The following is a 23,187-nucleotide window of genomic DNA, read 5'->3' on the forward strand; positions in this document are numbered from 1 at the left end:
CCGGACACGTCCCGCAGTGCGGGCCCGGAAGGCGGTCCTGCCTCCGATCGTTCCGATCGCTCCGACGGGCGGGCCGAGGTTCCTGCCGGCCGGTGCAGTGACGACCACCGTGAACACCGGCGCGAGCACCGTGGTGAAGGCCCCGGCGGCGACCGCGGTGACGACAGCGATCGCAGCGACCGGAGCGACCACGCCGACGGCACTGCCGACAGCGATGCCGGCGGGCGGGCCGAGGCCCGTGCAGAGGCTTTGGAGAGTGTCCCGGGCGTACGGACGGCATGCGAGCGGCCCGACGCCGCCGAAGGCGCCGAGGCAGCCGGAACGGCCCGCGTGGCCCGGGCGGCCGACGCGGCACAGTCTGCGGCGCCAGGAGAGCCCGGCTCCGGCCCCGACCCTGGCCCCGACCCTGGCCGCGACGGCCGCGACGGCGCTCCGGGCTTCGCTCGCGCTCTGCGCGGCCTCGCCCGTCGGGGCAGCCTGGCCCGGCGCGACCGCCCAGGGCCCCGCCAGCGGCGTGGCGAGCACCCGGCCGACCCCGCGGGGGCTCCGGTGACGGGCCGCCTGGGCCCGGGCGCCGAGCGCCCGGAAACGGCCTCCGGCGCGACCGGCCCGCTGGGCGGGCACGCCGAGCCGACCGGGCAGGACGCCCCGGCGCCGTCCCTCGACCCGGTGTTCCAGCACGGCGTGGTGGTCGGTTTCGACGGCTCGCTGTCGAGCGAACGCGCCCTCGCCTACGCCGTCGGCATGGCGCGCCGCTCGCAGTGCGGCCTGGTGATCGTGCACGTCGCCAACCGCCTGCCCGCCACGGTCTGGGCAGGCTGCGAGCCGCCCGTCTTCGTCGACCTCCCCGACCACCGGACGGAGGTCCTGGGTCTGGAGCTCGCCTGCGCGGACTTCCTCACCGGCGTGCCGTGGATCCTGGTCGAGCGCGGAGGGGACATCTGCCACGAGATCGAGGAGGTCGGCCGTGAGTACGCCGCCGACGCGATCGTCGTCGGCACGACGCACGGCCTGCTCGGCAAGATCTTCGGCTCGGTCTCCGGGCGGCTGGCGCGGCGGGCCAACCGTCCGGTGATCGTGATCCCCTGAGGCCTTGTGCCCATGGCTTCTCCCGAAGCCTCCGTGAGGTCTCCTCCTGATGCCTCCTGGTCTCGCTGGTCCCCAACTCTCATCGGGGAGCAGCGCGTTGACTGGTGTGCCGGCCCGGTGGGTGTGACGCGGCGCGGCTCAGGAGGCGACCATCAGGACGTGGTCGTCACGAACCGATGCCGAGCTCCCGGGCGATGAGCATGCGCTGGACTTCGGACGTGCCCTCCCCGATCTCCAGGATCTTGCAGTCGCGCCAGAACCGGGCGACCGGGAATTCGTTCATGAAGCCGTACCCGCCGTGGATCTGGGTCGCCTCACGGGCGTTGTCGACGGCGGCCTCGGACGAGTACAGCTTCGCGATCGCGGCCTCCTTCTTGAACGGTTCGCCGTGCAGCAGCCGGGAAGCGGCGTCCCGCCAGGCCAGGCGGGAGGTGTGGGCGCGCAGCTCCATGTCGGCAAGCTTGAACTGGATGGCCTGGTTGGCGCCGATCGGCCGGCCGAAGGCCCGGCGCTCGCCGGCGTACTTCACGGACTCGTCGACGCAGCCCTGGGCCAGGCCGGTGGCCAGGGCCGCGATCGCGATGCGGCCCTCGTCGAGGATCCGCAGGAACTGGGCGTAGCCTCGGCCACGCTCGCCCAGCAGGTTGGCCGCGGGAACGCGGCAGTCGGTAAAGGACAGTTCGCGGGTGTCGGATGCGTTCCACCCGACCTTCGAGTACTTCTTCGAGACCTGGAAGCCGGGGGTCCCGGTGGGCACGATGATGGAGGAGATCTCCCGCACAGGCGAGCGGAATTCGCCTTCTTCACTCGAACGAGCGATCGGTTCGGTGAGCGCGGTGACGGTGACGAGGCCGGTGATGTCGGTGCCGGAGTTGGTGATGAAGCACTTGGTCCCGTTGATGACCCACTCGTCGGTGGCCTCGTCGTACCGCGCCGTGGTCCGGGTGGCCCCCGCGTCCGAACCGCCCTCCGGCTCGGTGAGGCCGAAGGCGCCGAGGAGTTCGCCCGAGGTCAGCCGGGGCAGCCACTCGCGCTTCTGCTCCTCGGTGCCGAACCGGTAGATCGGCATCGCGCCGAGCGAGACGGCGGCCTCCAGGGTGATCGCCACCGAGGAGTCGACGCGGGCGAGTTCCTCCAGGGCGAGGCCGAGGGCGAAGTAGTCGCCGCCCATGCCGCCGTACTCCTCCGGGAAGGGCAGGCCGAAGAGCCCCATCCGCCCCATCTCGCGGACGATCTCGTACGGGAACTCCTCCCGCTCGTAGAACCCGCCGATCTTCGGCGCCACCACGTCCTGGGCGAACTCGGCGACGGTGCGCCGCAGTTCCTCGTACTCGCTGCTGAGCCTGTGGTCGAGCATGGTGATCCTCCTGGCGCCCGGCCGGGTCGGCCGCGGACGTGAGCGGGATGACCGGCGTCCGTCGGACGGTATGACGGAAGCACGGTGTGACTGAGGTGTTGGTCTCAAGCGGTGCGGGGTGGTGCGCGGCGCCGGCCGGACGGTGCGGGCGGCCGGCCGGCGCCGGGGAGGGAGCGGGCGGGTCAGCCCCCGGAGGAGCCGAGCAGCGCCTGGACGGTGCGGGACGGGCTCGGGCGGCCGAGGCGCTCGGCCATCCAGCCGCTGGTCGCGACGAGGGAGCGCAGGTCGACGCCGGTCCGGACGCCGAGCCCGTGCAGCATCCAGACCAGGTCCTCGGTGGCCAGGTTGCCGGTGGCGCTCTTCGCGTACGGGCAGCCGCCCAGGCCGCCCGCCGAGGCGTCCACCGTGGTGACGCCCTCGCGCAGCGCCGCCAGGGTGTTGCTGAGTGCCTGGCCGTAGGTGTCGTGGAAGTGCACGGCGAGCCGCTCGACCGGGACTCCGGCCCGCGCGAAGCCCGCCAGCAGGGCGGTGACCTGGCCCGGGGTGGCCACCCCGATGGTGTCGCCGAGGCTCAGCTCCGCGCAGCCCAGCTCCAGCAGCTGCACGCCGTAGCGGACCACCTGCTCGACCGGGACGGGGCCCTCCCACGGGTCGCCGAAGCACATCGAGAGGTAGCCGCGGACCGTGACCCCGGCCTCGGTGGCCCGGGCCACGACCGGGCGGAACATCTCCATGGCCTCGTCCGCCGAGCGGTTGAGGTTGCGGCGGGCGAAGGTCTCGGTGGCGCTGGCGAACACCGCGACGTCGGTGGTGTGGTGGGCGAGCGCGCGGTCCAGACCGCGCTCGTTGGGCACCAGCACCGGCAGCCGCAGGCCGGGGTGACGCTCCGGCAGGCCGGCGAGCAGGGGGACCAGCTCCTCGGCGTCGGCCAGCTGCGGCACCCATTTCGGGTGAACGAAGCTGGTGGCCTCGACGGTCCGCAGCCCGGCGGCCGCGAGCCGGGCGATGAACTCGGCCTTGACCTCGACCGGCACCAGGGACTTCTCGTTCTGCAGGCCGTCGCGCGGCCCGACCTCGTGGATCCGGACCTCCTCGGGCAGGCCGGGGGCGCGGACCGGGTCGGGCAGGCCCAGGTCGAGGGCGTCGGGCTCGCGGGCGGGGGTCGTCACGACCGGACCTCCACGGGCTCGGCGGGCGCGGCGGCCGGTACGGCGGGGCCGTCCTCGCCGACCGCGTCCTCGGCCGGGGTGACCACGACCAGCAGGTCCTCCATCGCGACGGTGGCGCCGGCGGAAGCCCGCAGTTCGGCCACCACGCCGTCGTGCGGTGCGGCGATCACGTGTTCCATCTTCATGGCCTCCAGCACGAGCAGGGGCTGTCCCTTGCGGACCGTCTCGCCCATCGTGGTCTTGACGACGGTGACGGTGCCGGGCATCGGGGCGGTCAGGGCGCCGTGGTGCGCGCCGGCCCCGGCGGCGCTCTCGACGACCGGGTCGTAGGCGTGCAGCGGCCAGGCGTCGCCCTCGACGCCGAGCCAGGTCACCGGTCCGGCGGCGAGCCCGAGGGTGGCGTCGGTGGCCAGCGAGAACGTGGTCCGGAGGCCGTCGACGGTCAGGTGCAGCCGGTCGCCGGCCAGGGCCGCGCGGGCGCGGTGCGTGGGGCCCTCGTCGAGCCGGAGCTCCAGTTCGCGGGCGGACCCACCGGAATTGTCAGTGGCATCGGCTACGTTGCCCGCAGTGATCGAACGGATGCGCACCGACACCGGATCCTGGCCGGGGGTACGGAGTCGGTGGGTGGTCCAGGCGGGGGTGCCGCCCAGGCGCCAGCCGGAGGGAAGGGAGAACGGGTCGGTCCAGCCGTCGGGATCGGCGGGCGGAGTGAGTTCCAGGTGCCGTGCCAGCGCGGCCGCGTAGTAGAGGAGGTGAGCGGGCGACGGCGGTTCGTCCGCCGCGGGCGCGTCCGGGGTGGCCGCGTTCGCGGGGGAGTACGGCGCGGTGAGCAGGGCCGGCTGCTCCTGGGCCGTCCGCTCCACCAGGCCGGTGTCCAGCCGGCCGGCGGCGACCTCGGGGTGTGCGAGCAGTCGGCGCAGGAAGCCGGTGTTGGTGGTGACGCCCAGGATGCGGGTGTCGGCCAGTGCCGCGCGGAGCCGGCGCAGCGCGGTCGGGCGGTCGGGCCCGTACGCGATGACCTTGGCGAGCATGGGGTCGTAGGCGCTGGTGACGACGGTTCCGGGGGCCACCCCGGAGTCGACGCGGATGCCCTCGCCCCGGGGCTCGTCCAGGGTGAGGATGCGGCCGCCGGTGGGCAGGAAGTCCCGTTCCGGGTCCTCGGCGCAGATGCGGGCCTCGATGGCGTGGCCCAGGAAGGAGATGTCGGACTGGGTGAAGGTGAGTGCTTCGCCGGCGGCGACGCGCACCTGCCACTCGACCAGGTCGAGCCGGTCGGCGTCCGCGCCGACCGCGACGGCGAGCTCGGTGACGGGGTGTTCCACCTGGAGACGGGTGTTCATCTCCATGAAGAAGAAGTCCCGCACCCCCTCGGCGGCGGAGGCGGGGGCGTCCGGGTCGATGCCGGGGACGATGAACTCCACGGTGCCGGCGCCGGTGTAGCCGCAGGACTCCGCGGCGCGGACGGCCGCGGCGCCCATCGCGGCACGGGTCTCGGCATTGAGGAGAACGGAGGGAGCCTCTTCGATCAGTTTCTGGTGGCGGCGCTGGAGGCTGCACTCGCGCTCGCCGAGGTGGACGGTGGTGCCGTGGGCGTCGGCGAGCACCTGCACCTCGATGTGGCGCGGCCGGTCGACCCAGCGCTCCAGTAGCAGGGTGTCGTCGCCGAAGGCGGTGCGGGCGACCCGGCGGGCAGCGGCGATCTCGGTGGGCAGGTCGGCGCTGTCCCGCACCAGGCGCATGCCCTTGCCGCCACCGCCTGCGGACGGCTTGAGCAGCACCGGGTAGCCGATCTCGTCGGCGGCGGCGACGAGTTCCCCGTCGGTGGGCGCGGTGGCCTGGCTGCCGGGGACCACCGGTACGCCGGCGGCCCGGACGGCCTCCTTGGCGTTGATCTTGTCGCCCATCAGCTCGACCGCGCCGGGAGGTGGTCCGATGAAGACAAGGCCCGCGTCGGCGCAGGCGCGGGCGAAGCCGGGGTTCTCGGCGAGGAAGCCGTAGCCGGGGTGGACGGCCTGGGCGCCGGTGCGGCGGGCGGCGGCGAGGATCTGGTCGGTCCGCAGGTAGGTCTCGGTCGCCGAGCTGTCGCTGCGGTCGGCCGGGCCGAGCCGGACCGCGACGTCGGCCTCGCGGACGTGCGGCGCGTCGGCGTCCGCGTCGCTGAACACGGCGACCGAGCGGACGCCGAGCCGCCGCAGGGTGCGGATCACCCGGAGGGCGATCTCGCCGCGGTTGGCGACCAGAACTGTGTCGAACATGGGAGGCGTTCCTCCGGGTCGAGGGGAGCCGTACGAAGGAGGTGGCGGTCGGGTGGTCGGGGCGCCGGCCCGGGTGGGCCGGCGCCGCGGGGAGTCACACCCGCAAGGGAGGCGTCACGGACGCAGGGGTGACACGAGGACGGATCACATGCGGAAGACGCCGTACGGAGCGGGCGGCGCCAGCGGGGCGTTGGCGCAGGCGGTGAGCGCGAGTCCGACGACGGTGCGGGTGTCCATCGGGTCGATCACACCGTCGTCCCAGAGCCGGGCGGTGGCGTAGTAGGCGTTGCCCTGGCGCTCGTACTGCTCGCGGACGGGCCGCTTGAACTCCTCCTCCGCCTCGGTCGGCCACTGCTCGCCGTGCGCCTCCAGCTGGTCGCGGCGGACGGTGGCGAGGACGGAGGCCGCCTGCTCGCCGCCCATCACGGAGATCTTGGCGCCCGGCCACATCCACAGGAAGCGAGGTGAGTAGGCCCGGCCGCACATCGAGTAGTTGCCGGCTCCGTACGAGCCGCCGATCACCACGGTCAGCTTCGGGACACGGGTGCAGGCGACGGCGTTGACCATCTTGGCGCCGTGCTTGGCGATGCCACCCGCCTCGTACTGCCGGCCGACCATGAACCCGGTGATGTTCTGGAGGAAGAGGAGGGGGATGCCGCGCTGGTCGCACAACTCGATGAAGTGGGCGCCCTTGAGGGCCGACTCGGAGAACAGCACGCCGTTGTTGGCGACGATGCCGACCGGGTGGCCGTGGATCCGGGCGAAGCCGGTGACCAGGGTCGAGCCGTACTCGGCCTTGAACTCGGCGAACCGGCTGCCGTCCACCAGACGGGCGATCACCTCGCGCACGTCGTAGGGCGTGCGCGGGTCGACCGGCACGGCCCCGTACAGGCCCGCCGGGTCGACGGCCGGCGGCTCGACCGGGGTCAGCGGCCACGGCTTGGCCTCGCGCGGGCCGAGCCCGGCGACGATCGTGCGGACGATGGAGAGGGCATGGGCGTCGTCCTCGGCCAGGTGGTCCGTCACGCCCGAGGTGCGGGAGTGCAGCTCACCACCGCCCAGTTCCTCGGCGGTGACCACCTCGCCGGTGGCGGCCTTCACCAGCGGCGGGCCGCCCAGGAAGATCGTGCCTTGGTTGCGGACGATCACGGCCTGGTCGCTCATCGCCGGGACGTACGCGCCGCCGGCCGTGCACGAGCCGAGCACGGCGGCGATCTGCGGGATGCCCGCGGCGGAGAGCCTGGCCTGGTTGTAGAAGATCCGGCCGAAGTGGTCGCGGTCCGGGAAGACCTCGTCCTGCATCGGGAGGAAGGCGCCGCCGGAGTCCACCAGGTAGACGCAGGGCAGCCGGTTCTCCAGCGCGACCTCCTGGGCGCGCAGGTGCTTCTTCACCGTCATCGGGTAGTAGGTGCCGCCCTTGACGGTGGCGTCGTTGGCGACCACCACCACCTCGCGCCCGGCCACCCGGCCGATGCCGGCGATCACGCCGGCTGCGGGCGCCGCGCCGTCGTACATCCCGTCGGCGGCCAGCGGGGCCAGCTCCAGGAAGGGGGAGGCCGGGTCGAGCAGGGTGTCCACCCGGTCGCGGGGCAGCAGCTTGCCGCGGGCGGTGTGCCGGGCGCGGGCCTTGGCACCGCCGCCCAGGGCGGCCGCGTCGAGCTTCGCGCGCAGCTCGGCGACCAGGGCCCGGTGCGCCTCGGTGTTGGCGCGGTAGGCCTCGGAACCCGGGTCGGCGGAGCTGCCGAGCCGGGGCGCCGGTGCGGCAGCCGCGGATGGCGCGGCACCGGGTGTCGCCGCCGTGCCGGTCGCTGCGCTGAGCCGGACGCCGGCGGTTGTGCCGGCGGTTGAGATGACCATTCCCAAGAGCTCCCTTGCCCTCGGCACCAGGTGGGCAGCCGGGTGCGGTCCGCCTGTGATCGCCACGTTAATTAACGTTAACTTGCGCAGCCAGGTTAACGGCCGATAACCCGACTGTCTACGATGGGCGGTATGCCGAACGTCCCCGCCGCCTCCGCGCTCAGCCGCCGTGACCAGATCCGCCGGGAGGCCGCGAGGCTGTTCGCCGCGCGGGGCTTCCTCGGCGTGGGCGTGGACGAGATCGGCAAGGCGGTCGGAATCAGCGGCCCCGGGCTCTACCGCCACTTCGCCGGCAAGGACGCGATGCTCGCGGACCTGCTGATCGGCATCAGCGAGCGCCTGCTGGACGAGGGGCGCCGGCGGGCCGGCCGCGGCGAAGGCCCGGCCGCCACGCTGGACGCGCTGATCGGCGGCCACGTCGACTTCGCCCTGGACGACCGCGACCTGATCACCCTCCACGACCGCGAGCTGCTGAACCTCAAGGAGGAGGACCGGCGTACCGTCCGCCGGCTCCAGCGCGGCTACGTCGAGCTGTGGGTGGAGGTGGTCCGGCAGGCGTACCCGCCGCTGGCCGACCCTGTCGCCGAGCCGGTGGCGCGGGCCGCCGTGCACGCCGTCTTCGGCCTGATCAACTCGACCCCGCACAGCCTCGGCTCCAACCCCGACCAGGGCGAGCGCACCGCCCTCCAGCGCGACGGCATGGCGGCCCTGCTCCACACCCTCGCCCACGGCGCGTTCGCGGCGGCGGCGGAGTCGGCCGCCGTCACCGCTGACGGGTCGGCCGCCGCCGCGACAGCCACGGCGACCACGGAGGCTGCAGGGCCCGCGGGGACCTGAGCCCCGCGCCCCAGGGAACACCCCCGCCCGGGCCGCCCCCGGTCCGGCTGCGCCCCGCCCGGTCGTGCCCGCGCCTCCGTGCCCGCGCCTCCGCGCCCTTCGGGTGGCGGCCAGGAGGGGGACGGCCGGGCGGTGAAGGGTTCGGCGGAGAATGGTCGGGGAGTAGAGGTTTCGCCGGCGAGGGCCTCGACGGCTGCCCGTCCCGAGGCCTAGTCCCAAAGGACGGCGTCCACCCACCCCTGGCCGCTGGGCGCCGCGAAGGACGTCGGCGATGCTGGAGGCGGCCGGGAGAGAGCGGGCCGGGCGGGTGTTCGATCGGGAATCACCGCAGGCCGCGGGCTGTTGGCCAGTCCGCCGGACCGGACGATCCGGGCTGCCCCGGCCCGCCGCGAACCCATCCGGGCCGGAAACGTCATGGCGGCCACCCGACGAAATGGTTAGCATCTCTAAATATGCCTGAGACTCACGGATCCACGGCGGAGCAATCCCCGAGCGGCCCCCCAGCCCCCGGCTCGACCCCGGAGGTCCCCGTCGACGGCCCGCAGGCCGGCGCCGAGAACACCGGGTCCACCGAGAACACCGAGAACACCGAGCGCACCGAGAAGACCGAGCGCACCGAGAACGCCGCGCCCGCCGGGAGCACCACGCCCGCCGAGGGCGCCGAGTCGGCAGGCTGGCTGCGCCGTCTGATCGGCTACAGCTGGCGCTCCCGCCGCAGCCTGCTGCTCGCCTTCGGCGCCTCGCTCCTCGGCATGGCCGTCACCGCGCTGGTGCCGCTGGTCACCAAGCTGATCATCGACGACGTCATAGTCGCCCACACCAGATCGCTGGCTCCCTGGGCGGTGGTGCTGCTGCTCGCCGCCCTCGTGGTCTTCGGCTGCACCCAGGTCCGCCGCTACTACGGCGGCCAGCTCGCGGTCGACGTCCAGCACGACCTGCGCAGCGACCTGTTCCGCTCGCTCGGCCGGCTCGACGGCCACCGCCAGGACCGGTTGGACACCGGCCAGGTGGTCGGGCGCGCGACCTCGGACCTCCAACTGGTCAACGGCCTGCTCTCGATGCTGCCGATGATGACCGGCTACCTGCTGATGTTCGTCATGTCGCTGGCCGTGATGCTCTGGCTGTCCCCGCCGCTCACCCTGATCGCCCTGGTCATGGGCCCGGCACTGTGGTGGGTCTCGGTACTCAGTCGCAAGCGCCTCTTCCCCTCCACCTGGGCCGCCCAGCAGGAGGCGGCCGCCGTCGCCGGTGTGGTGGACGGCGCGATCGGCGGCGTCCGCGTGGTCAAGGGCTTCGGCCAGGAGGCGCAGGAGCTCGACAAGCTGGAGGCGGCCTCCCGCAACCTCTTCGCGGCCCGGCTCCGTTCGATCCGGCTGAACGCCCGCTACAACCCGGCGATGCAGGCGATCCCGGCGCTCGCCCAGGTCGGCGTCCTGGCCTTCGGCGGCTGGCTGGCCGTGAACGGGAGCGTCACGCTCGGCACCTTCGTCGCCTTCTCCACCTATGTCGCCCAGATGACCGGTCCGGTGCGGATGCTGACCATGGTCATCACCGTCGGCCAGCAGGCCCGGGCCGGTGTCGAGCGTGTCCTGCAGCTGATCGACGAGCGCCCGCTGGTCCAGGAGCGCCCGGACGCCCGCACCCTGGACCTCGCGCACGGCGAGATCCCGCACGGCACCGCCGCCGGAGCCACCTCCGGCACCCCCACCGTCGGTGCGCGGACCCCCGACGTCGCCCTGGAGTTCGACCAGGTCGAGTTCCGCTACGACCCCGATCACCCCTCTCCCGTCCTGCACGGCCTCAGCCTGAAGCTGGCCCCCGGCGAGACCCTCGCGCTGGTCGGCGCCTCCGGTTCCGGCAAGTCGACGGTGGCCCAACTGGTGCCCCGCTTCTACGACCCGGCCGCCGGCACCGTCCGCCTGTACGGCCACGACCTGCGCGACCTCACCCTGGACTCGGTCCGCGCGACGGTCGGCATCGTCCCCGAGGAGAGCTTCCTCTTCTCCGAGTCGGTCCGCACGAACATCGCCTACGGCCGCCCGGACGCCACGGACGAGCAGGTGGTCGCCGCCGCCCGCGCCGCCCAGGCCGACGAGTTCGTCCGCGCGCTGCCGGACGGCTACGACACCAAGGTCGGCGAGCAGGGGCTGACCCTCTCCGGCGGCCAGCGCCAGCGCATCGCACTGGCCCGGGCGATCCTCACCGACCCCCGGATCCTGCTGCTGGACGACGCCACCTCGGCGGTGGACCCGCAGATCGAGGCGGAGATCCACGACGCGCTGCGCTCGGTGATGACCGGCCGCACCACGCTGCTGATCGCCCACCGCCGTTCGACCCTCCAGCTCGCGGACCGGATCGCCGTGCTGGAACGCGGCCGGCTGCTGGACCTCGGAACGCACGAGGAACTCGAGGCCCGATGTCCCCAGTACCGGGCCCTGATCACCGACCCCGAGGCCGGTCGCGACACCCGGCGGTCCATGCCCGAGTCCATGCCCGAGTCCATGCCCGAGTCCACGCCCGATTCCACCTCCGATTCCACCCTCGAACAGGAACCCGAGCAGACACCCGATCGGGCGCCCGACGAAGCCCCGGGGCAGCCGGCCGGTCAGTCGGCCGGTCAGCCGGCCACCGACGGCGCTCCCACTGGTGGCGCCTCCGGAACCGGGCCTCGGCCCACCTCCGCGACCCCCGCTCCCGAGACCCCCGCCCGCCTCACCCCGGCGCTCCCCACCCCGGCCCTGGCCAAGGCCGCCCGGACCGCCGACCCCGACCTGCTGGAGAAGGTCGCCGCCCTCCCGCCCGCCTCCGACACCCCGGCCGTCCCCCGCGCCGAGGCCGAGGCCGGGGATCCCGACTTCACCCTGCGCCGCCTGCTGCGCCCCTTCCGCGTCCCGCTGCTCATCGCCCTGCTGCTGGTCGCCCTGGACGCGGCGGCCGGACTGGTGCTGCCGGTGCTGATCCGGCACGGCATCGACGAGGGCGTCCGCAAGGGCCTGATGTCCGGCGTCGCGGTGGCCGCGCTCGCCGCACTCGTCGTGGTCCTCCTGGACTGGGTGGTGCAGGGCGCCGAGAACCGGGTCAGTGGCCGCACCGGCGAGCGCGTCCTCTACACACTCCGGCTCAAGATCTTCGCCCACCTCAACCGGCTCGGCCTGGACTACTACGAGCGCGAGCTGACCGGCCGGATCATGACCCGGATGACCACCGACCTGGACTCGCTGACCTCCTTCCTCCAGACCGGCATGGTCACCGCCGTGGTCAGCCTGCTGACCTTCGCCGGGATCTTCGCCGCCCTGTTGATCATCGACGCCGGCCTGGCTCTGGTGGTCTTCGCCGTCCTGCCGCTGCTGGTGATCGCCACCCTGGTGTTCCGCAAGAAGTCCAAGGACCAGTACGAGCGGTCCCGCGACCTGATCAGCACGGTCAACGCCGACCTCCAGGAGAACGTGGCCGGCATGCGGATCGTCCAGGCCTTCCGCCGCCTGGACACCAACACCGACCGCTTCGTGGCCCGAGGCATCGCCTACCGCGAGGCCCGGGTCCGGGCCCAGCTCTACATCTCGCTGTACTTCCCGTTCGTCCAGTTCCTCTCCAGCGTGGCCGCCGCGCTGGTGCTGATCGTCGGCGCGGCCCGGGTCGACGCGGGGACCCTGACGGTCGGTGCGCTGGTCGCGTACCTGCTCTACATCGACCTGTTCTTCGCGCCGGTCAACCAGCTGTCCCAGGTGTTCGACGGGTACCAGCAGGCCTCGGTGGGCCTCGGCCGCATCCGCGAGCTGCTGCGCACCCCGACCGCCACCGCCGAGGCGGCCGACCCGGTCCCGGTGACCAAGGGCCTGCGCGGCGAGATCTCCTTCGAGGGCGTCGGCTTCGCCTACAACGGCGGCGCGGACCGCGCCCCGACCGTGCTGAGCGGGGTGGACCTGCACATCCCGGCCGGGCAGACGGTGGCGCTGGTCGGTGAGACCGGCGCCGGCAAGTCGACGCTGGTGAAGCTGGTCGCCCGGTTCTACGACGCGACGGAGGGCACCGTCCGGGTGGACGGGGTCGACCTCACCCGCTACGACCTGGCGCAGTACCGCCACCGCCTGGGCGTGGTGCCGCAGGAGGCGTACCTGTTCGCGGGCACGGTCCGCGAGGCCATCGCCTACGGCCGGCCGGACGCCTCGGCGGCCGAGGTGGAGGCGGCGGCCCGGGCGGTCGGTGCCCACGACATGATCGTCCGGCTCTCGGGCGGCTACGACCACGAGGTGGCCGGTCGCGGGCGGAACCTCTCGGCGGGCCAGCGCCAGCTGATCGCGCTGGCCCGGGCCGAGCTGGTCGACCCGGACATCCTGCTGCTCGACGAGGCCACCGCGGCGCTCGACCTGGCCACCGAGGCGGCGGTCAACCAGGCCGCCGACCGGCTCAGCGGCGGCCGGACCACCCTGGTCATCGCCCACCGTTTGACCACCGCCGAGCGCGCCGACCGGGTGGTCGTGCTGGACCACGGCCGGGTGGTCGAGGACGGCACGCACACCGAACTGCTCGCCCGGGGCGGCACCTACTCCCGGCTCTGGCAGGCGTTCATCGCCGACGGCCACCCGGTGGTCGAGACCGTCGCCGTCAGGTAGGGCCACTGCGCCCCGGGAGCGCTGCGCTCCCGGGACCGGGGCCGCTGCGCTCCGGGGGCCGCAGTGCCCCCGGGTCCCGTTCCGCACCCGGGGCCGCCCGCACCGGGGCCGCGCCGCCCTACCCGCACGCCGCCTGGCGGGCCTTCACACGAGGTCCGTCAGGCGGCGATCAGCGAGGCCAGCAGCCCCGAGACATCGATCCCGCGCGGCAGTTCGCTCACCTGCCCGTCCCCGACCTCGACCACGCGCCAGCCGGAGCCGTCCGCCCGGCTGGCGAGGTCGGTGGTGACGAAGCGGCAGCCGAGTCTGCGGACCAGCGCCGGGACGTCGGTGAGATCGGGTTCGACGGCCCGGCGCGGGGCGTCCGGGTGCGGCCCGACCAGGACGGGCCGGCCGTCCAGCCACCACACCCGGGCCTCCACGGCGCGCCCGCCGCTCTCCGGCGGGCCGCCGTCCGCGTGCTCCGGTCCGGTGGGGCCGACGGTGTCGGCCGCGTCGGCCACCCCGCACCTCGCGGCCGCGTCGGCCGTACCGGCCGGTCCCTCCACCGGGACGCCGGCGCCCTCGAACTCCTCGTACCGTCGCAGCACCACGCCGCCCGCCAGGAACTCGCCCTGCAGCTCGACGAACCGCCCCACCACCCGGCCGACCGCCGTCAGGTCGGCCAACTCGGGCACGTAGCAGGCCTCGAGCCACTCGTGCTTGCGCGACTTCACGTAGTCCTTGACGATCGCCGGTCCGTGCCCGCCGAGCCGGGCCGCGGCCTCCGCCAGCTCCGCCGGCCCGGGCGGCACCGCTCCGTCGGACGGGATCCACGCGCTGGCCGGCGTCGCGCCCTCGAACACGCCGTACCAGCCGGGCAGTTCGTGGGCGGCCGCGTACCCGGGCGCGCTGGTCAGCAGGTTGCCGCCGCGGGTGGTGAGCGCGGCGGCGAAGTCGGCGTACCGGGCGGAGGGCAGCATCCAACCCCGGTACCAGAGCGGTCCACTGTCCCGCGGCACCTGCCGGACGGCCTCGTCGGCCCGCCCGGCGAGCAGCCCGTCGTGGTCGACCAGGTGGTGCTCGCCGCCCAACTCCCGCAGCATCCTGGCCTCCCAGGCGAAGTGCGGGTCGGGCCGGCGCGGGTTGAGCGGATCGGCGGGGAAGATGATCGCGGGTACGGGCATGGCCGTCAGGGTACGGCCGGCGGGCTGATCCCGCGCCCGCCACGACGGACCGGACGGCCCGAGCACCCCGACCGGAGTGCCGAATCCCCTCGACGCCCCGGTGCGGCCGCTGCGAGAGTGACCCGATGCGAAATCTGCTGCGATCCCGCAAACGCAGGCCGAGGCAGGCCGCCCGCACGGTGGTACTGGACGGGAACGGCTCGGTCTTCCTGCTCCGTTCGGACAACGACGAGGTCGGCGTGCACTGGACCATGCCGGGCGGTGGACTGGAGCCGGGCGAGACGCCGTGGGAGGGCGCCCGGCGCGAGTTGTGGGAGGAGACGGGCTGGAGCGATCTCGAACCCGGCCCGCTGCTCTGCACCTGGGAGCACGACTTCACCTGGCACGGCACTCCGGTCCGCCAGCACGAGCACATCTACCTCACCGGCGGACCGCACCGCGGCCCGGTCGGCGACGTCAGCGAGGTGCACGCCGTCGACCGGATCCTGGACTGGCGCTGGTGGACCCCGGCGGACCTCGCCGACGAGAACGCCGACGCGCTCTGGCCGCCCGCGCTGCCGGAACTGCTGGACGCTGTCCGTACGGGCTGGGCCGTGGACGGGCGGCCGCCGGTGCCCGTCGACCTCGGGTACGTCCCGAACGCTCCGGCCACCGGTCAGGCCCGCTGAACCGCCGCACCATGAGACCGTCGGCCCGCTGGGCCCATCGGTCCGCCGGCCCCGGCGCCGGCCCCGGCCCCGGCCCCGAACGGCGCCCGGCGGAGCGGCTACGCGCGCCCGCCGCGTCGGGTCCGCCCGGCCGGGCCGGCCGGAGCGGGTTCCCACCCGTGCAGTTCCAGCTCCCGGTCGTGCAGCGCGGCGGGGTTCATCAGCACCGTCAGCCGGGCGCCGACCAGCTGCTCGGAGCCGAGCCCGGTCGCGGACAGCAGCTGTTCGGTCGGCACCGAGACGGCGATGGCGGGCCGCCAGGAGGGCAGCACCACCAGACAGGTGCCGCGGCCGACCCGGATGGGCCGGGCCGCCACCCGCACCGGCGCGCGTTCCTCCGGGCGGCCGAGGGCCTCGGCCGGTCCGGGGCTGCCACCGATCAGGATGCCGAGCGGAGGGTCGGTCCACGAGGTCCCGGCGGCAGGGCCGGTGGCGGTGACGGCATCGACCGCGGTGAAGCCGAGGACCTCCTGGCCGGCCCCGAACGACGGCCCCTGCGCCGCGAGTTCCGCCGCACCGGCACGTTCGCCCGCCCGGCTGGCGGCGCCCGGCAGGCCCGTCTCGGTCGGGCCGGACGCGGCCGTCTCCCGTGCGGTCGCCCCCTGCCCGTTCTGGGTGGCCTGCGGGTGCATCCGGCGCAGTCGCCGTGAGGGCGAGGGCCGCCGGTAGCCCAGGATCCGCGGCTCTTCACGCGCCGGGCGCGGCGCCGACCCGGAGCGGCCGACCTCCGACGGTGCGGCGGCGGACAGAGGCCGGACGAACCCGCCGTCGGCCCCGCCCCGGTCCGGCCCGTCAAGGGTGTCGGGTGCTGCGGCAGCGGCGATGTCCGCGGAGGCGTCGGGCGCGACCGGACCGTGCCCGGCCTGAGTGTCGGCGTCGGCCTGGGCGTCGGCGGGCGCGTCGGCGTCCGTGCCGAGCAGGGCCCAGATCTCGGCGACCGGTCGGCGGCACGCGTCCGCCAGTTCGGCGACGGAACGGCCCCGGGCGTGCGCGGCCCGCAGCCGGTCGGCGAACGCCGCCCGCAGCCTTGCCGTGGTCGGGTCGCCGCCGGTCGGAGCGCCGTGGTCCTCCGGGCCGACCGCGCGCAGGACGGGCGGCGCCTCCGCGTCGCTCCGGCTGCGCGGCCGCGGCACCGTGTCGTGGCGCACCGTGTCCTGCCGAGCCGTGCCGCCCTGGCGCGGCGCACCCACCGCACCCACCGGGACGCCGGACGCGGCCGCACCGGGCTCGGCGGCGGCCGCGATCGAGCACATCGGGCCGGCCGCGGCGGGCGGGCCGGCCTCGGCGGGTGGAGGCGAGGACCCGGCGCTGTCCCCGGGCGGGCCGGGCAGGGACGGGTCGGTTGCGGTGGTGCGGAGCGAGGTCATCGGCGGGCCCTTCGGGGAACGGTTCCGACGATCCTCCCGCACGGCGCGATCAGCTCCAAGCGTCGAACCCGATGGTGTGCGCGATACCACCGTGGGATGGTCACGGGGCCGTCCCGGGATCGTCCAAGACAGCGCAGGGCGAACACTGTTGCCACCCGACAGGAGTGGCGTCCCGTGCTGTTCGCAGCCCCCGGCCCAGCCCCACCGGGTGTGATCAACTTCCGGGCGCGACAAAGCCCTTGAGGTCGGCGAGCACCGCGTTGGCCGCCATGACTCCGAGCCCGAGGAACCAGGTCTCGTCCGAAACCGGCCGGGCCTGACCGGACTTGACCGCACCGAGCGTCTTCCAGAGCGCACCGCCCAGCACCGCGTCCTGGTTGGTCGAGCTGGGGCTGCCGTACACGCCGTAGAAGATCCAGTCGGCGTCGGCCTTGTCGATCTGTTCCGGACTGACCTCCACCGCGAGCTCCCGGACCCGTTCGATCTCGGGCTGCGGCAGCGGCACGTCGGTGAGGATGGTGCCGATGAACGAGAGCTCGGCGTAGAGCCGGGTCCGGCCCGGCATGAAGCGCAGCGGGGTGATGGTGGGCCGCTTGTCGCCGAGCTTCGCGCCGATCGCGGCGGCGGACGCCTGGTACGCGTCGAGCTGGGCCTTGGCCTCGGCCTCCAGGCCGAACGCGCTCGCGTTGAGCAGGAAGTTCTGCTTCCAGGGGTAGCCGGGGCGCAGCGAGAAGACGGTCGGCGCGATCTTGGACAGCTGCGTGTACTGGTCCTGGGCGCGCAGCTGGCTGCCGAGGATCAGGTCCGGCTTGAGCGCGGCGATGGCCTCCAGGTTGAGGCTGTTGATGGTTCCGACGGCGGCGGGGCTGCCGGCCTTGTCCTTGAGATAGGACGGCAGGGACTTCGAGCCGTCGGTGTGGACGACGCCGACCGGCTGGATGCCGAGGGCGACGACGTTGTCGAGCTCGCCGGTGTCCAGCACCACGACCCGGGTGGGCCTGGCCGGGATGACGGTCTCGCCCATCGCGTGCCGGAGGGTGCGCGGGTAGACGCCGGGGGCGGCGTCGGCGCCGAAGCCCTTCATCTTCTCGATCACGGTGGCGTAGTCGTCACCGCCCTGCTTGACCGACTTCTGGTCCGGGGAGGAGCCGCCGCCGGCCGGGGCCGAGCCGCCGCTGCCTCCCGCTCCACCCGATCCGCCCGAGCTGCCGCAGGCGGTGAGCAGCCCGCCGAGGCCGAGGACCGCTCCTCCGGCGATCGCCGCGGTGAGGAATCCGCGGCGGCCGGCGGTGCGGGGGGCGGTGCGGGCGACGAGGGCCAGGTCGTCGGGGGTGGGGGACACGCGACGCTCCATTCACGATCGAAATTAGGTTAGGCAAACCTATCTGACTCGGGGTGGCGGGGTCGCGATCCGCTCGTACCAGGGGGGCAAATCATGCTGAACCTTGGCAAAAGGGAGAAAATTCCTTGGGTCAACTCCTTTGAAACAAAGGTACATGGGTTAACAAGCCGTAAATACATCAGCCCGAACGGCCTGCGCGGGAACGAATCGAAGCAAGTGGTTTAGATCACCAAGGGTTGGTCTACTCAACCTTCCACGCCCGCATCTAGGGTGCGCTGGTGTTTGATCAGCAGCTCTCAGAGCACACGAGCAGCGGCCGGGCAATGGCGCCCGGCGCTCCGCAGGGTGCCCCGGTCAGTGGCATCAGTGGTGGAGTCCCCGCGGGTCAGGGGACGGCTGGGGGAGCGGGGGACAAGGGTCTACGGGGCGGTTCCGTCGGCCTGCTGAGCAGCGTGGTGCTGGGCGTCTCGACGGTCGCCCCGGTCTACTGCCTGACCGCCACGCTCGGCCCGACCGTCACGGCGGTCGGCGTCCAGATGCCCGCGGTGTTCCTCGCGGGCTTCCTGCCGATGCTGCTCGTCGCGTTCGCGTACAAGGAGCTGAACAAGGACTTCCCGGACTGCGGAACGTCCTTCACCTGGGGTGTGCGGGCCTTCGGCCCCCGGGTCGGCTGGATGGCCGGCTGGGGTCTGACGGTGGCGACCATCATCGTGCTCTCCAACCTGGCCGGGGTCGCGACCGACTTCCTGTACCTGATGCTCGGGGAGATGACCGGCAGCAGCTGGGTCACGGAACTCGACCAGAACAAGGCCGTCCACCTGCTCACCGTGGTCCTGCTGATCGCCGGCGCCACCGCGATGAGCTACCGGGGGATGACCGCCACCAAGTGGTTCCAGTACAGCCTGGTCGGCCTCCAGCTGGCCGTGCTGCTGCTCTTCTCCGCCATCGCCATCGGCAAGGCCGCCTCCGGCGACCTGCCCGACTCGATCGGCTTCTCCTTCTCCTGGCTCAACCCGCTCCAGGTCAGCTCGTTCAGCGCGTTCACCGCCGGACTGTCGCTGTCGATCTTCATGTACTGGGGCTGGGACACCTGCCTGACCATGAACGAGGAGACCCAGGGCAGCGCCAAGACCCCGGGCCGTGCCGCGATGATCTCCATGGTCACCCTGGTCGGCTCGTACCTGCTGGTCGCGATCGCCTCCCAGATGTTCGCGGGCGTCGGCAGCACCGGCAACGGCCTCGGCAACCCGGCCACCGCCGACAACGTGTTCGCCGCGCTGGCCCGTCCGGTGCTCGGCTCGCCGTGGAGCATCCTGCTCTTCCTCGCCGTCGTCGCCAGCGCCGCCGCCAGCCTGCAGACCACCTTCATCCCGGTGGCCCGCACCCTGCTCGCGATGAGCGCCTACCGCGCCGTGCCGCCGCGCTTCGGCGCCGTCCACCCGCGCTTCCGTACCCCGGGCTACGCCACCGTCGCGGCGGGCATCGCCACCGCGGTCTTCTACGTGGGCATGAGCCTGATCAGCGAGAACGTCGTCCAGGACACCATCCTGGCGCTCGGTCTGATGATCTGCTTCTACTACGCGCTGACCGCCTTCGCCTGCGTCTGGTACTTCCGCCGCTCGCTGCGCACCGGCGTCCGCGACCTGCTGCTCAAGGGCGCCGCCCCGCTCCTCGGCGGGGTGCTGCTCACCGCGGTCTTCCTGCAGACCCTCACCGACGCCTGGGACCCGGGCTACGGCAGCGGTTCGGTCTTCGGCATCGGCTCGGTCTTCGTGATCGGCGTCGGCATCCTGCTGCTCGGCGCCGGCCTGATGACCTGGTACGGCTTCATCCGGCCGGAGTTCTTCCGCGGCGAGACGCTGACCAAGGACACCCAGGCGCTGGTCGTGGAGGACTGACACCAGTACTGTTGAGCGCATGAAGCGTTTCACGGGCCTGTGCTGGTGGCCGTCCTAGGACGGCCACCACACCCGCCTGAGCAGGGCCGTCCGGGATGGACGGCCCTGCTGCGTTTTCCGAGCCCCGCGCTCATCGCAGAACGGGCCCCTCGCCCCGGACGGCAGACCACCACCGCCGCACCGAGGAGAGACCTTGACCACCACGCCCGCGTCCGCCGCCGTCGCGTCCACCGCCGTTGGCGCCGCCACGTCCGTTCCGTCCGTCCCGTTCACCACGTCCGTGCCGTCCAGCACGGCCGTCCCGTCCGTTCCGTACGACGACGACCCGACCGCCCACCGCGTCCTCACCGGGGACCGCCCCACCGGACCGCTCCACCTCGGCCACTACTTCGGCACCCTGCGCAACCGCGTCCGGCTCCAGGACCAGGGCGTCGAGATGTTCGTCGTGGTCGCCGACTACCAGGTCATCACCGACCGCGACCTCGCCGACCGGCTCGCCGAGCACACCGAGAACCTCGTCCTCGACTACCTCGCCGCCGGCCTCGACCCCGACCGGGCGACGATCTTCCCGCACAGCGCCGTCCCCGCCCTCAACCAGCTGCTGCTCCCCTTCCTCAGCCTGGTCAGCGTCGCCGAACTGCGCCGCAACCCCACCGTCAAGGACGAGATCACCCACTCCCGGCAGTCCGCCGTCAGCGGGCTGATGTTCACCTACCCCGTCCACCAGGCCGCCGACATCCTCTTCTGCAAGGCCGACCTGGTCCCGGTCGGCCAGGACCAGCTGCCCCACCTCGAGGTCGCCCGCACCGTCGCCCGCCGCTTCAACGAGCGCTACCCGCACGCCGACGGCAGCGCCGTCTTCCCCCGACCCCAGGCCCTGCTCTCCGACGCCCCGATGCTGCTCGGCACCGACGGCGGCAAGATGAGCAAGAGCCGGGGCAACGCCGTCGCCCTCGGCGCCACCGAGGACGAGACCGCCCGGATCATCCGCGGTGCCCGGACCGACGCCGACCGCCGGATCGGCTACGACCCGGTCAACCGGCCCGAGGTCTCCAGCCTCGTCCTGCTCGCCGCCCTCTGCCAGGACCGCACCCCCGAAGCCGTCGCCGAGGAGATCGGCGACGGCGGAGCCGCCGCGCTCAAGCGCACCGTCACGGAGTCCGTCAACGAGTTCCTCCGCCCGATGCGCGCCCGCCGCGCCGCACTCGCCGCCGACCGGGGCCACCTGCGGCAGGTCCTGCGCGACGGCGCCGAGCGGGCCAACGCCGTCGCCGACGCCACCCTCGCCGAGGTCCGGGAGGTGATGGGGGCGGCGATCTGAAGAGCGCTCACCGCCGGGCACCGGCCGAACGAGGGACATCGGCCGGTTGACACGGGGCATATCGTCACCGGGCGGTCGCGGCCACGACGCGACCGCCCGCACCCCGATCCCGCGCCCGAAAGGTGGCCTGGCCCATGGACCAGCACCCGACCACATCCGGCCAGGGGCTGACCCGCCCGCCGCACCTGCGCCCCGGCGACCACATCGCCGTCGTCGCCCCGAGCGGCCCCATCGACGCCGAACGCCTCGCCGCCGGCTGCGCGATCCTCCGCTCCTGGGGGTTGCGCGTCACCGTCGCCCCGCACGTCCTCGACACCCACCCCACCCTCCGCTACCTCGCCGGCACCGACGCCGACCGCGCCGCCGACCTCCAGTCCGCCTGGCTCGACCCCGCCGTCGACGCCGTCATCTGCGCCCGCGGCGGGTACGGCGTGCACCGCCTCGTCGACCTGCTCGACTGGACCGCGATGCGCGCCGCCGCACCCAAGCCCTTCATCGGCTTCAGCGACGTCAGCTCCCTGCACGAGGCCTTCGCCCAGCGCCTCGGCCTCGCCACCCTGTACGGCCCGCTGGCCGCCGGGGCCTCCTTCGTCTCCGACGGCCCGACCGCCGAGCACCTGCGCCGCACCCTCTTCGACCCGGCCGGCGTCACCGTCCTCACCTCACCCACCGCCGCCCCGCTCGTCCCCGGCCGGGCCCGCGGCGTCACGGCCGGCGGCTGCCTCCACGTCCTCACCGCCGAGCGCGGCACACCCGCCGCGCGGTCCTCCTACGAGGGCGGCATCCTGCTGCTCGAAGACGTGAACGAGCACCCCTACCAGCTCGACCGGCTGCTCACCCAGCTCCTGCGCTCCGGCGCCCTCGACGGCGTGGCCGGCGTGGCCCTGGGCTCCTGGGAGGGTTGCGGACGGCCCGAGCGGGTCCGGGACGTGATGCTCGACCGGCTCGGCGGGCTCGGCGTTCCCGTGCTCTGGGAACTGGGCTTCGGCCACTGCCCCTCCACCCTCACAGTCCCGCTCGGCGTCCCCGCCCTGCTCGACGCCGACGCCGGCACCCTGACACTGGACCAGCCCGCCCTCGCCGGCCGCTGAGCTCGCGACCCGACCCGACTTGGTGAGTCCGGCCCGCCCGGGGTCACCGAGCAAGGGGCACGCTGAACGAAGCGCGCGCTGAGTAAGGTGCCGCCATGAACGAGGACCGCCTCACCGCCCTTGCCCTCGGCTTCCTGCGCGGCCCGGGCAGCAACGCCCGCACGATCCTCGGACTTGCCGGCCCGCCCGGTGCCGGCAAGTCCACCCTGGCCCGCCGTCTGGTCGCCGAGGTCGAGCGCGCCGAAGGCCCCGGCAGCGCCGCCTACGTCCCGCTCGACGGCTTCCACCTCTCCGGCGTCCAGCTCGACCGCCTCGGCCTGAGTCACCGCAAGGGGGCCCCGGCCACCTTCGACGCCCACGGTTACGTCGCCCTGCTGCGCCGCATCGCGGGCGACCGTTTCCAGGACATCTACGTCCCGGACTTCGACCGCACCCTGGACGAACCGGTCGCCGCCCGCCACGTGGTCCGCCCGCACACCCGACTCGTCATCACCGAAGGCAACTACCTCGCCTCCGCAGACACCCCCTGGCCCGACGCCCGTCGACTGCTCCACGAGCTCTGGTACGTGCATACCGACGACGAGGAACGTGAGGAGCGCCTGCTCCGGCGGCACCGCGATGGCGGACGCGACGAAGCCGCCGCCCGCCACTGGGTCACCGGCAACGACCATCCGAACGGCGAGTACGTGAAGCCCGGCCGGGCGCTCTGCACCAGGACCGTCTCCGGGACGGGTTTGCCTTCGGCCTCGGACAGGGGTAGTGTTCTCTAGTCGCTCGGCAGGGAGCACCGGACACGCATCGGCGCGGACGGTCCCGGAGCGGCCAATCCTCTGAAACACCACTTCCGGTTCGTGCCGGTCGTTTCGCTTTTCCGCGTGACGGCTTGGTGCTTATTCGGTGTGCTCGTTTTATTGGGTTGCGGTCGGATTCGCTTTTCGGAGCGGGGATCGGCTAGAGTTTGAAACGTCGGACAGGGCGTCAAGCCCCGGAAGACACCGGCGAGTTGGATGAACGAAGCCCCGGAAACGGAGCGGAAAACATCTGATAAGCTGGAAACACGAAAGAACGAAGCCCGGAGGGCCCGCTGGAAGGCGGTCCGAAGGAAGCGTCCGTTCCTT

At 73.4% G+C, this 23,187-nt stretch carries 15 protein-coding genes; 8 read left to right on the forward strand and 7 right to left on the reverse strand.

Translation table 11 applies throughout. The annotated features are described in order from the left end of the window. Positions 1-612 precede the first annotated feature (612 nt). Positions 613-1,089, forward strand: coding sequence for a universal stress protein (locus ACIQ87_RS35580; RefSeq protein ID WP_402415288.1), 477 nt, complete (start codon positions 613-615; stop codon positions 1,087-1,089). A gap of 166 nt (positions 1,090-1,255) precedes the next feature. Here the strand turns inward: ACIQ87_RS35580 and ACIQ87_RS35585 are convergent, their stop codons facing one another. From ACIQ87_RS35585 to ACIQ87_RS35600, 4 genes are all read right to left on the reverse strand, one after another. Then, positions 1,256-2,446 carry an acyl-CoA dehydrogenase family protein gene (locus ACIQ87_RS35585; protein ID WP_392881310.1) on the reverse strand — a complete coding sequence of 397 codons (1,191 nt, stop codon included), beginning with the start codon at positions 2,444-2,446 and terminating at the stop codon, positions 1,256-1,258. A gap of 182 nt (positions 2,447-2,628) precedes the next feature. Then, positions 2,629-3,615, reverse strand: a complete 987-nt coding sequence (locus ACIQ87_RS35590) for a hydroxymethylglutaryl-CoA lyase (RefSeq protein WP_402415252.1) — start codon at positions 3,613-3,615, stop codon at positions 2,629-2,631. After that, positions 3,612-5,870: a biotin carboxylase N-terminal domain-containing protein gene (locus ACIQ87_RS35595; protein ID WP_402415254.1), complete on the reverse strand. Its 2,259-nt coding sequence runs from the start codon at positions 5,868-5,870 to the stop codon at positions 3,612-3,614. Before ACIQ87_RS35595 ends, ACIQ87_RS35590 begins: the two co-directional genes overlap by 4 nt. A gap of 144 nt (positions 5,871-6,014) precedes the next feature. Continuing rightward, a complete protein-coding gene (locus tag ACIQ87_RS35600; protein ID WP_402415257.1) occupies positions 6,015-7,727 on the reverse strand; it encodes a carboxyl transferase domain-containing protein in 1,713 nt (570 codons plus the stop codon). A 132-nt stretch (positions 7,728-7,859) separates the two neighbouring features. Between ACIQ87_RS35600 and ACIQ87_RS35605 the strand changes: the two genes are divergently transcribed. Together ACIQ87_RS35605 and ACIQ87_RS35610 are read left to right on the forward strand one after the other, a co-directional pair. Further along, positions 7,860-8,564, forward strand: a complete 705-nt coding sequence (locus tag ACIQ87_RS35605) for a TetR/AcrR family transcriptional regulator (RefSeq protein ID WP_402415259.1) — start codon at positions 7,860-7,862, stop codon at positions 8,562-8,564. A gap of 452 nt (positions 8,565-9,016) precedes the next feature. Further along, complete coding sequence (locus tag ACIQ87_RS35610; RefSeq protein ID WP_402415262.1) at positions 9,017-13,177, forward strand: ABC transporter transmembrane domain-containing protein; 4,161 nt, start codon at positions 9,017-9,019, stop codon at positions 13,175-13,177. A 158-nt stretch (positions 13,178-13,335) separates the two neighbouring features. On the opposite strand, the gene ACIQ87_RS35615 is transcribed toward ACIQ87_RS35610, so the two are convergent. Beyond that, positions 13,336-14,343, reverse strand: a complete 1,008-nt coding sequence (locus ACIQ87_RS35615; protein WP_402415265.1) for an ATP-grasp domain-containing protein — start codon at positions 14,341-14,343, stop codon at positions 13,336-13,338. A gap of 125 nt (positions 14,344-14,468) precedes the next feature. Between ACIQ87_RS35615 and ACIQ87_RS35620 the strand changes: the two genes are divergently transcribed. Then, a complete protein-coding gene (locus ACIQ87_RS35620) occupies positions 14,469-15,011 on the forward strand; it encodes an NUDIX hydrolase (protein WP_402415268.1) in 543 nt (180 codons plus the stop codon). Positions 15,012-15,109: 98 nt separating this feature from the next. Here ACIQ87_RS35620 and ACIQ87_RS35625 read toward each other — a convergent pair whose 3' ends face one another. Together ACIQ87_RS35625 and ACIQ87_RS35630 are read right to left on the reverse strand one after the other, a co-directional pair. After that, on the reverse strand, positions 15,110-16,417 hold the full coding sequence (locus ACIQ87_RS35625) for a hypothetical protein (RefSeq protein WP_402415271.1): 1,308 nt from the start codon (positions 16,415-16,417) through the stop codon (positions 15,110-15,112). Between the two features lie 214 nt (positions 16,418-16,631). Continuing rightward, the gene (locus ACIQ87_RS35630; RefSeq protein WP_402415274.1) at positions 16,632-17,759 is read right to left on the reverse strand and encodes an ABC transporter substrate-binding protein; all 1,128 of its coding nucleotides are present in this window, start codon (positions 17,757-17,759) and stop codon (positions 16,632-16,634) included. A gap of 323 nt (positions 17,760-18,082) precedes the next feature. Between ACIQ87_RS35630 and ACIQ87_RS35635 the strand changes: the two genes are divergently transcribed. From ACIQ87_RS35635 to ACIQ87_RS35650, 4 genes are all read left to right on the forward strand, one after another. Then, positions 18,083-19,657, forward strand: a complete 1,575-nt coding sequence (locus ACIQ87_RS35635) for an APC family permease (protein ID WP_402415290.1) — start codon at positions 18,083-18,085, stop codon at positions 19,655-19,657. Positions 19,658-19,937: 280 nt separating this feature from the next. After that, a complete protein-coding gene (gene trpS, locus ACIQ87_RS35640) occupies positions 19,938-20,978 on the forward strand; it encodes a tryptophan--tRNA ligase (RefSeq protein WP_402415293.1) in 1,041 nt (346 codons plus the stop codon). A gap of 134 nt (positions 20,979-21,112) precedes the next feature. After that, positions 21,113-22,069 (forward strand): LD-carboxypeptidase, encoded by a 957-nt coding sequence (locus ACIQ87_RS35645; RefSeq protein ID WP_402415277.1) that lies wholly within the window; start codon positions 21,113-21,115, stop codon positions 22,067-22,069. Positions 22,070-22,164: 95 nt separating this feature from the next. Next, positions 22,165-22,839 carry a nucleoside/nucleotide kinase family protein gene (locus ACIQ87_RS35650; RefSeq protein ID WP_402415280.1) on the forward strand — a complete coding sequence of 225 codons (675 nt, stop codon included), beginning with the start codon at positions 22,165-22,167 and terminating at the stop codon, positions 22,837-22,839. The last annotated feature ends 348 nt before the right edge of the window (positions 22,840-23,187 follow it).

It is taken from the genome of Kitasatospora sp. NPDC096204 (assembly GCF_044763205.1).
Taxonomy (GTDB): domain Bacteria; phylum Actinomycetota; class Actinomycetes; order Streptomycetales; family Streptomycetaceae; genus Kitasatospora.

Excerpts from the sequence above, each read along its gene's own strand:
- ACIQ87_RS35585 (WP_392881310.1), bottom strand. The coding sequence starts at position 2,446 with ATGCTCGACCACAGGCTCAGCAGCGAGTACGAGGAACTGCGGCGCACC.
- ACIQ87_RS35595 (WP_402415254.1), bottom strand. The coding sequence starts at position 5,870 with ATGTTCGACACAGTTCTGGTCGCCAACCGCGGCGAGATCGCCCTCCGG.
- ACIQ87_RS35600 (WP_402415257.1), bottom strand. The coding sequence starts at position 7,727 with ATGGTCATCTCAACCGCCGGCACAACCGCCGGCGTCCGGCTCAGCGCA.
- ACIQ87_RS35605 (WP_402415259.1), top strand. The coding sequence starts at position 7,860 with ATGCCGAACGTCCCCGCCGCCTCCGCGCTCAGCCGCCGTGACCAGATC.
- ACIQ87_RS35610 (WP_402415262.1), top strand. The coding sequence starts at position 9,017 with ATGCCTGAGACTCACGGATCCACGGCGGAGCAATCCCCGAGCGGCCCC.
- ACIQ87_RS35615 (WP_402415265.1), bottom strand. The coding sequence starts at position 14,343 with ATGCCCGTACCCGCGATCATCTTCCCCGCCGATCCGCTCAACCCGCGC.
- ACIQ87_RS35620 (WP_402415268.1), top strand. The coding sequence starts at position 14,469 with ATGCGAAATCTGCTGCGATCCCGCAAACGCAGGCCGAGGCAGGCCGCC.
- ACIQ87_RS35625 (WP_402415271.1), bottom strand. The coding sequence starts at position 16,417 with ATGACCTCGCTCCGCACCACCGCAACCGACCCGTCCCTGCCCGGCCCG.
- ACIQ87_RS35635 (WP_402415290.1), top strand. The coding sequence starts at position 18,083 with ATGGCGCCCGGCGCTCCGCAGGGTGCCCCGGTCAGTGGCATCAGTGGT.
- ACIQ87_RS35645 (WP_402415277.1), top strand. The coding sequence starts at position 21,113 with ATGGACCAGCACCCGACCACATCCGGCCAGGGGCTGACCCGCCCGCCG.
- ACIQ87_RS35650 (WP_402415280.1), top strand. The coding sequence starts at position 22,165 with ATGAACGAGGACCGCCTCACCGCCCTTGCCCTCGGCTTCCTGCGCGGC.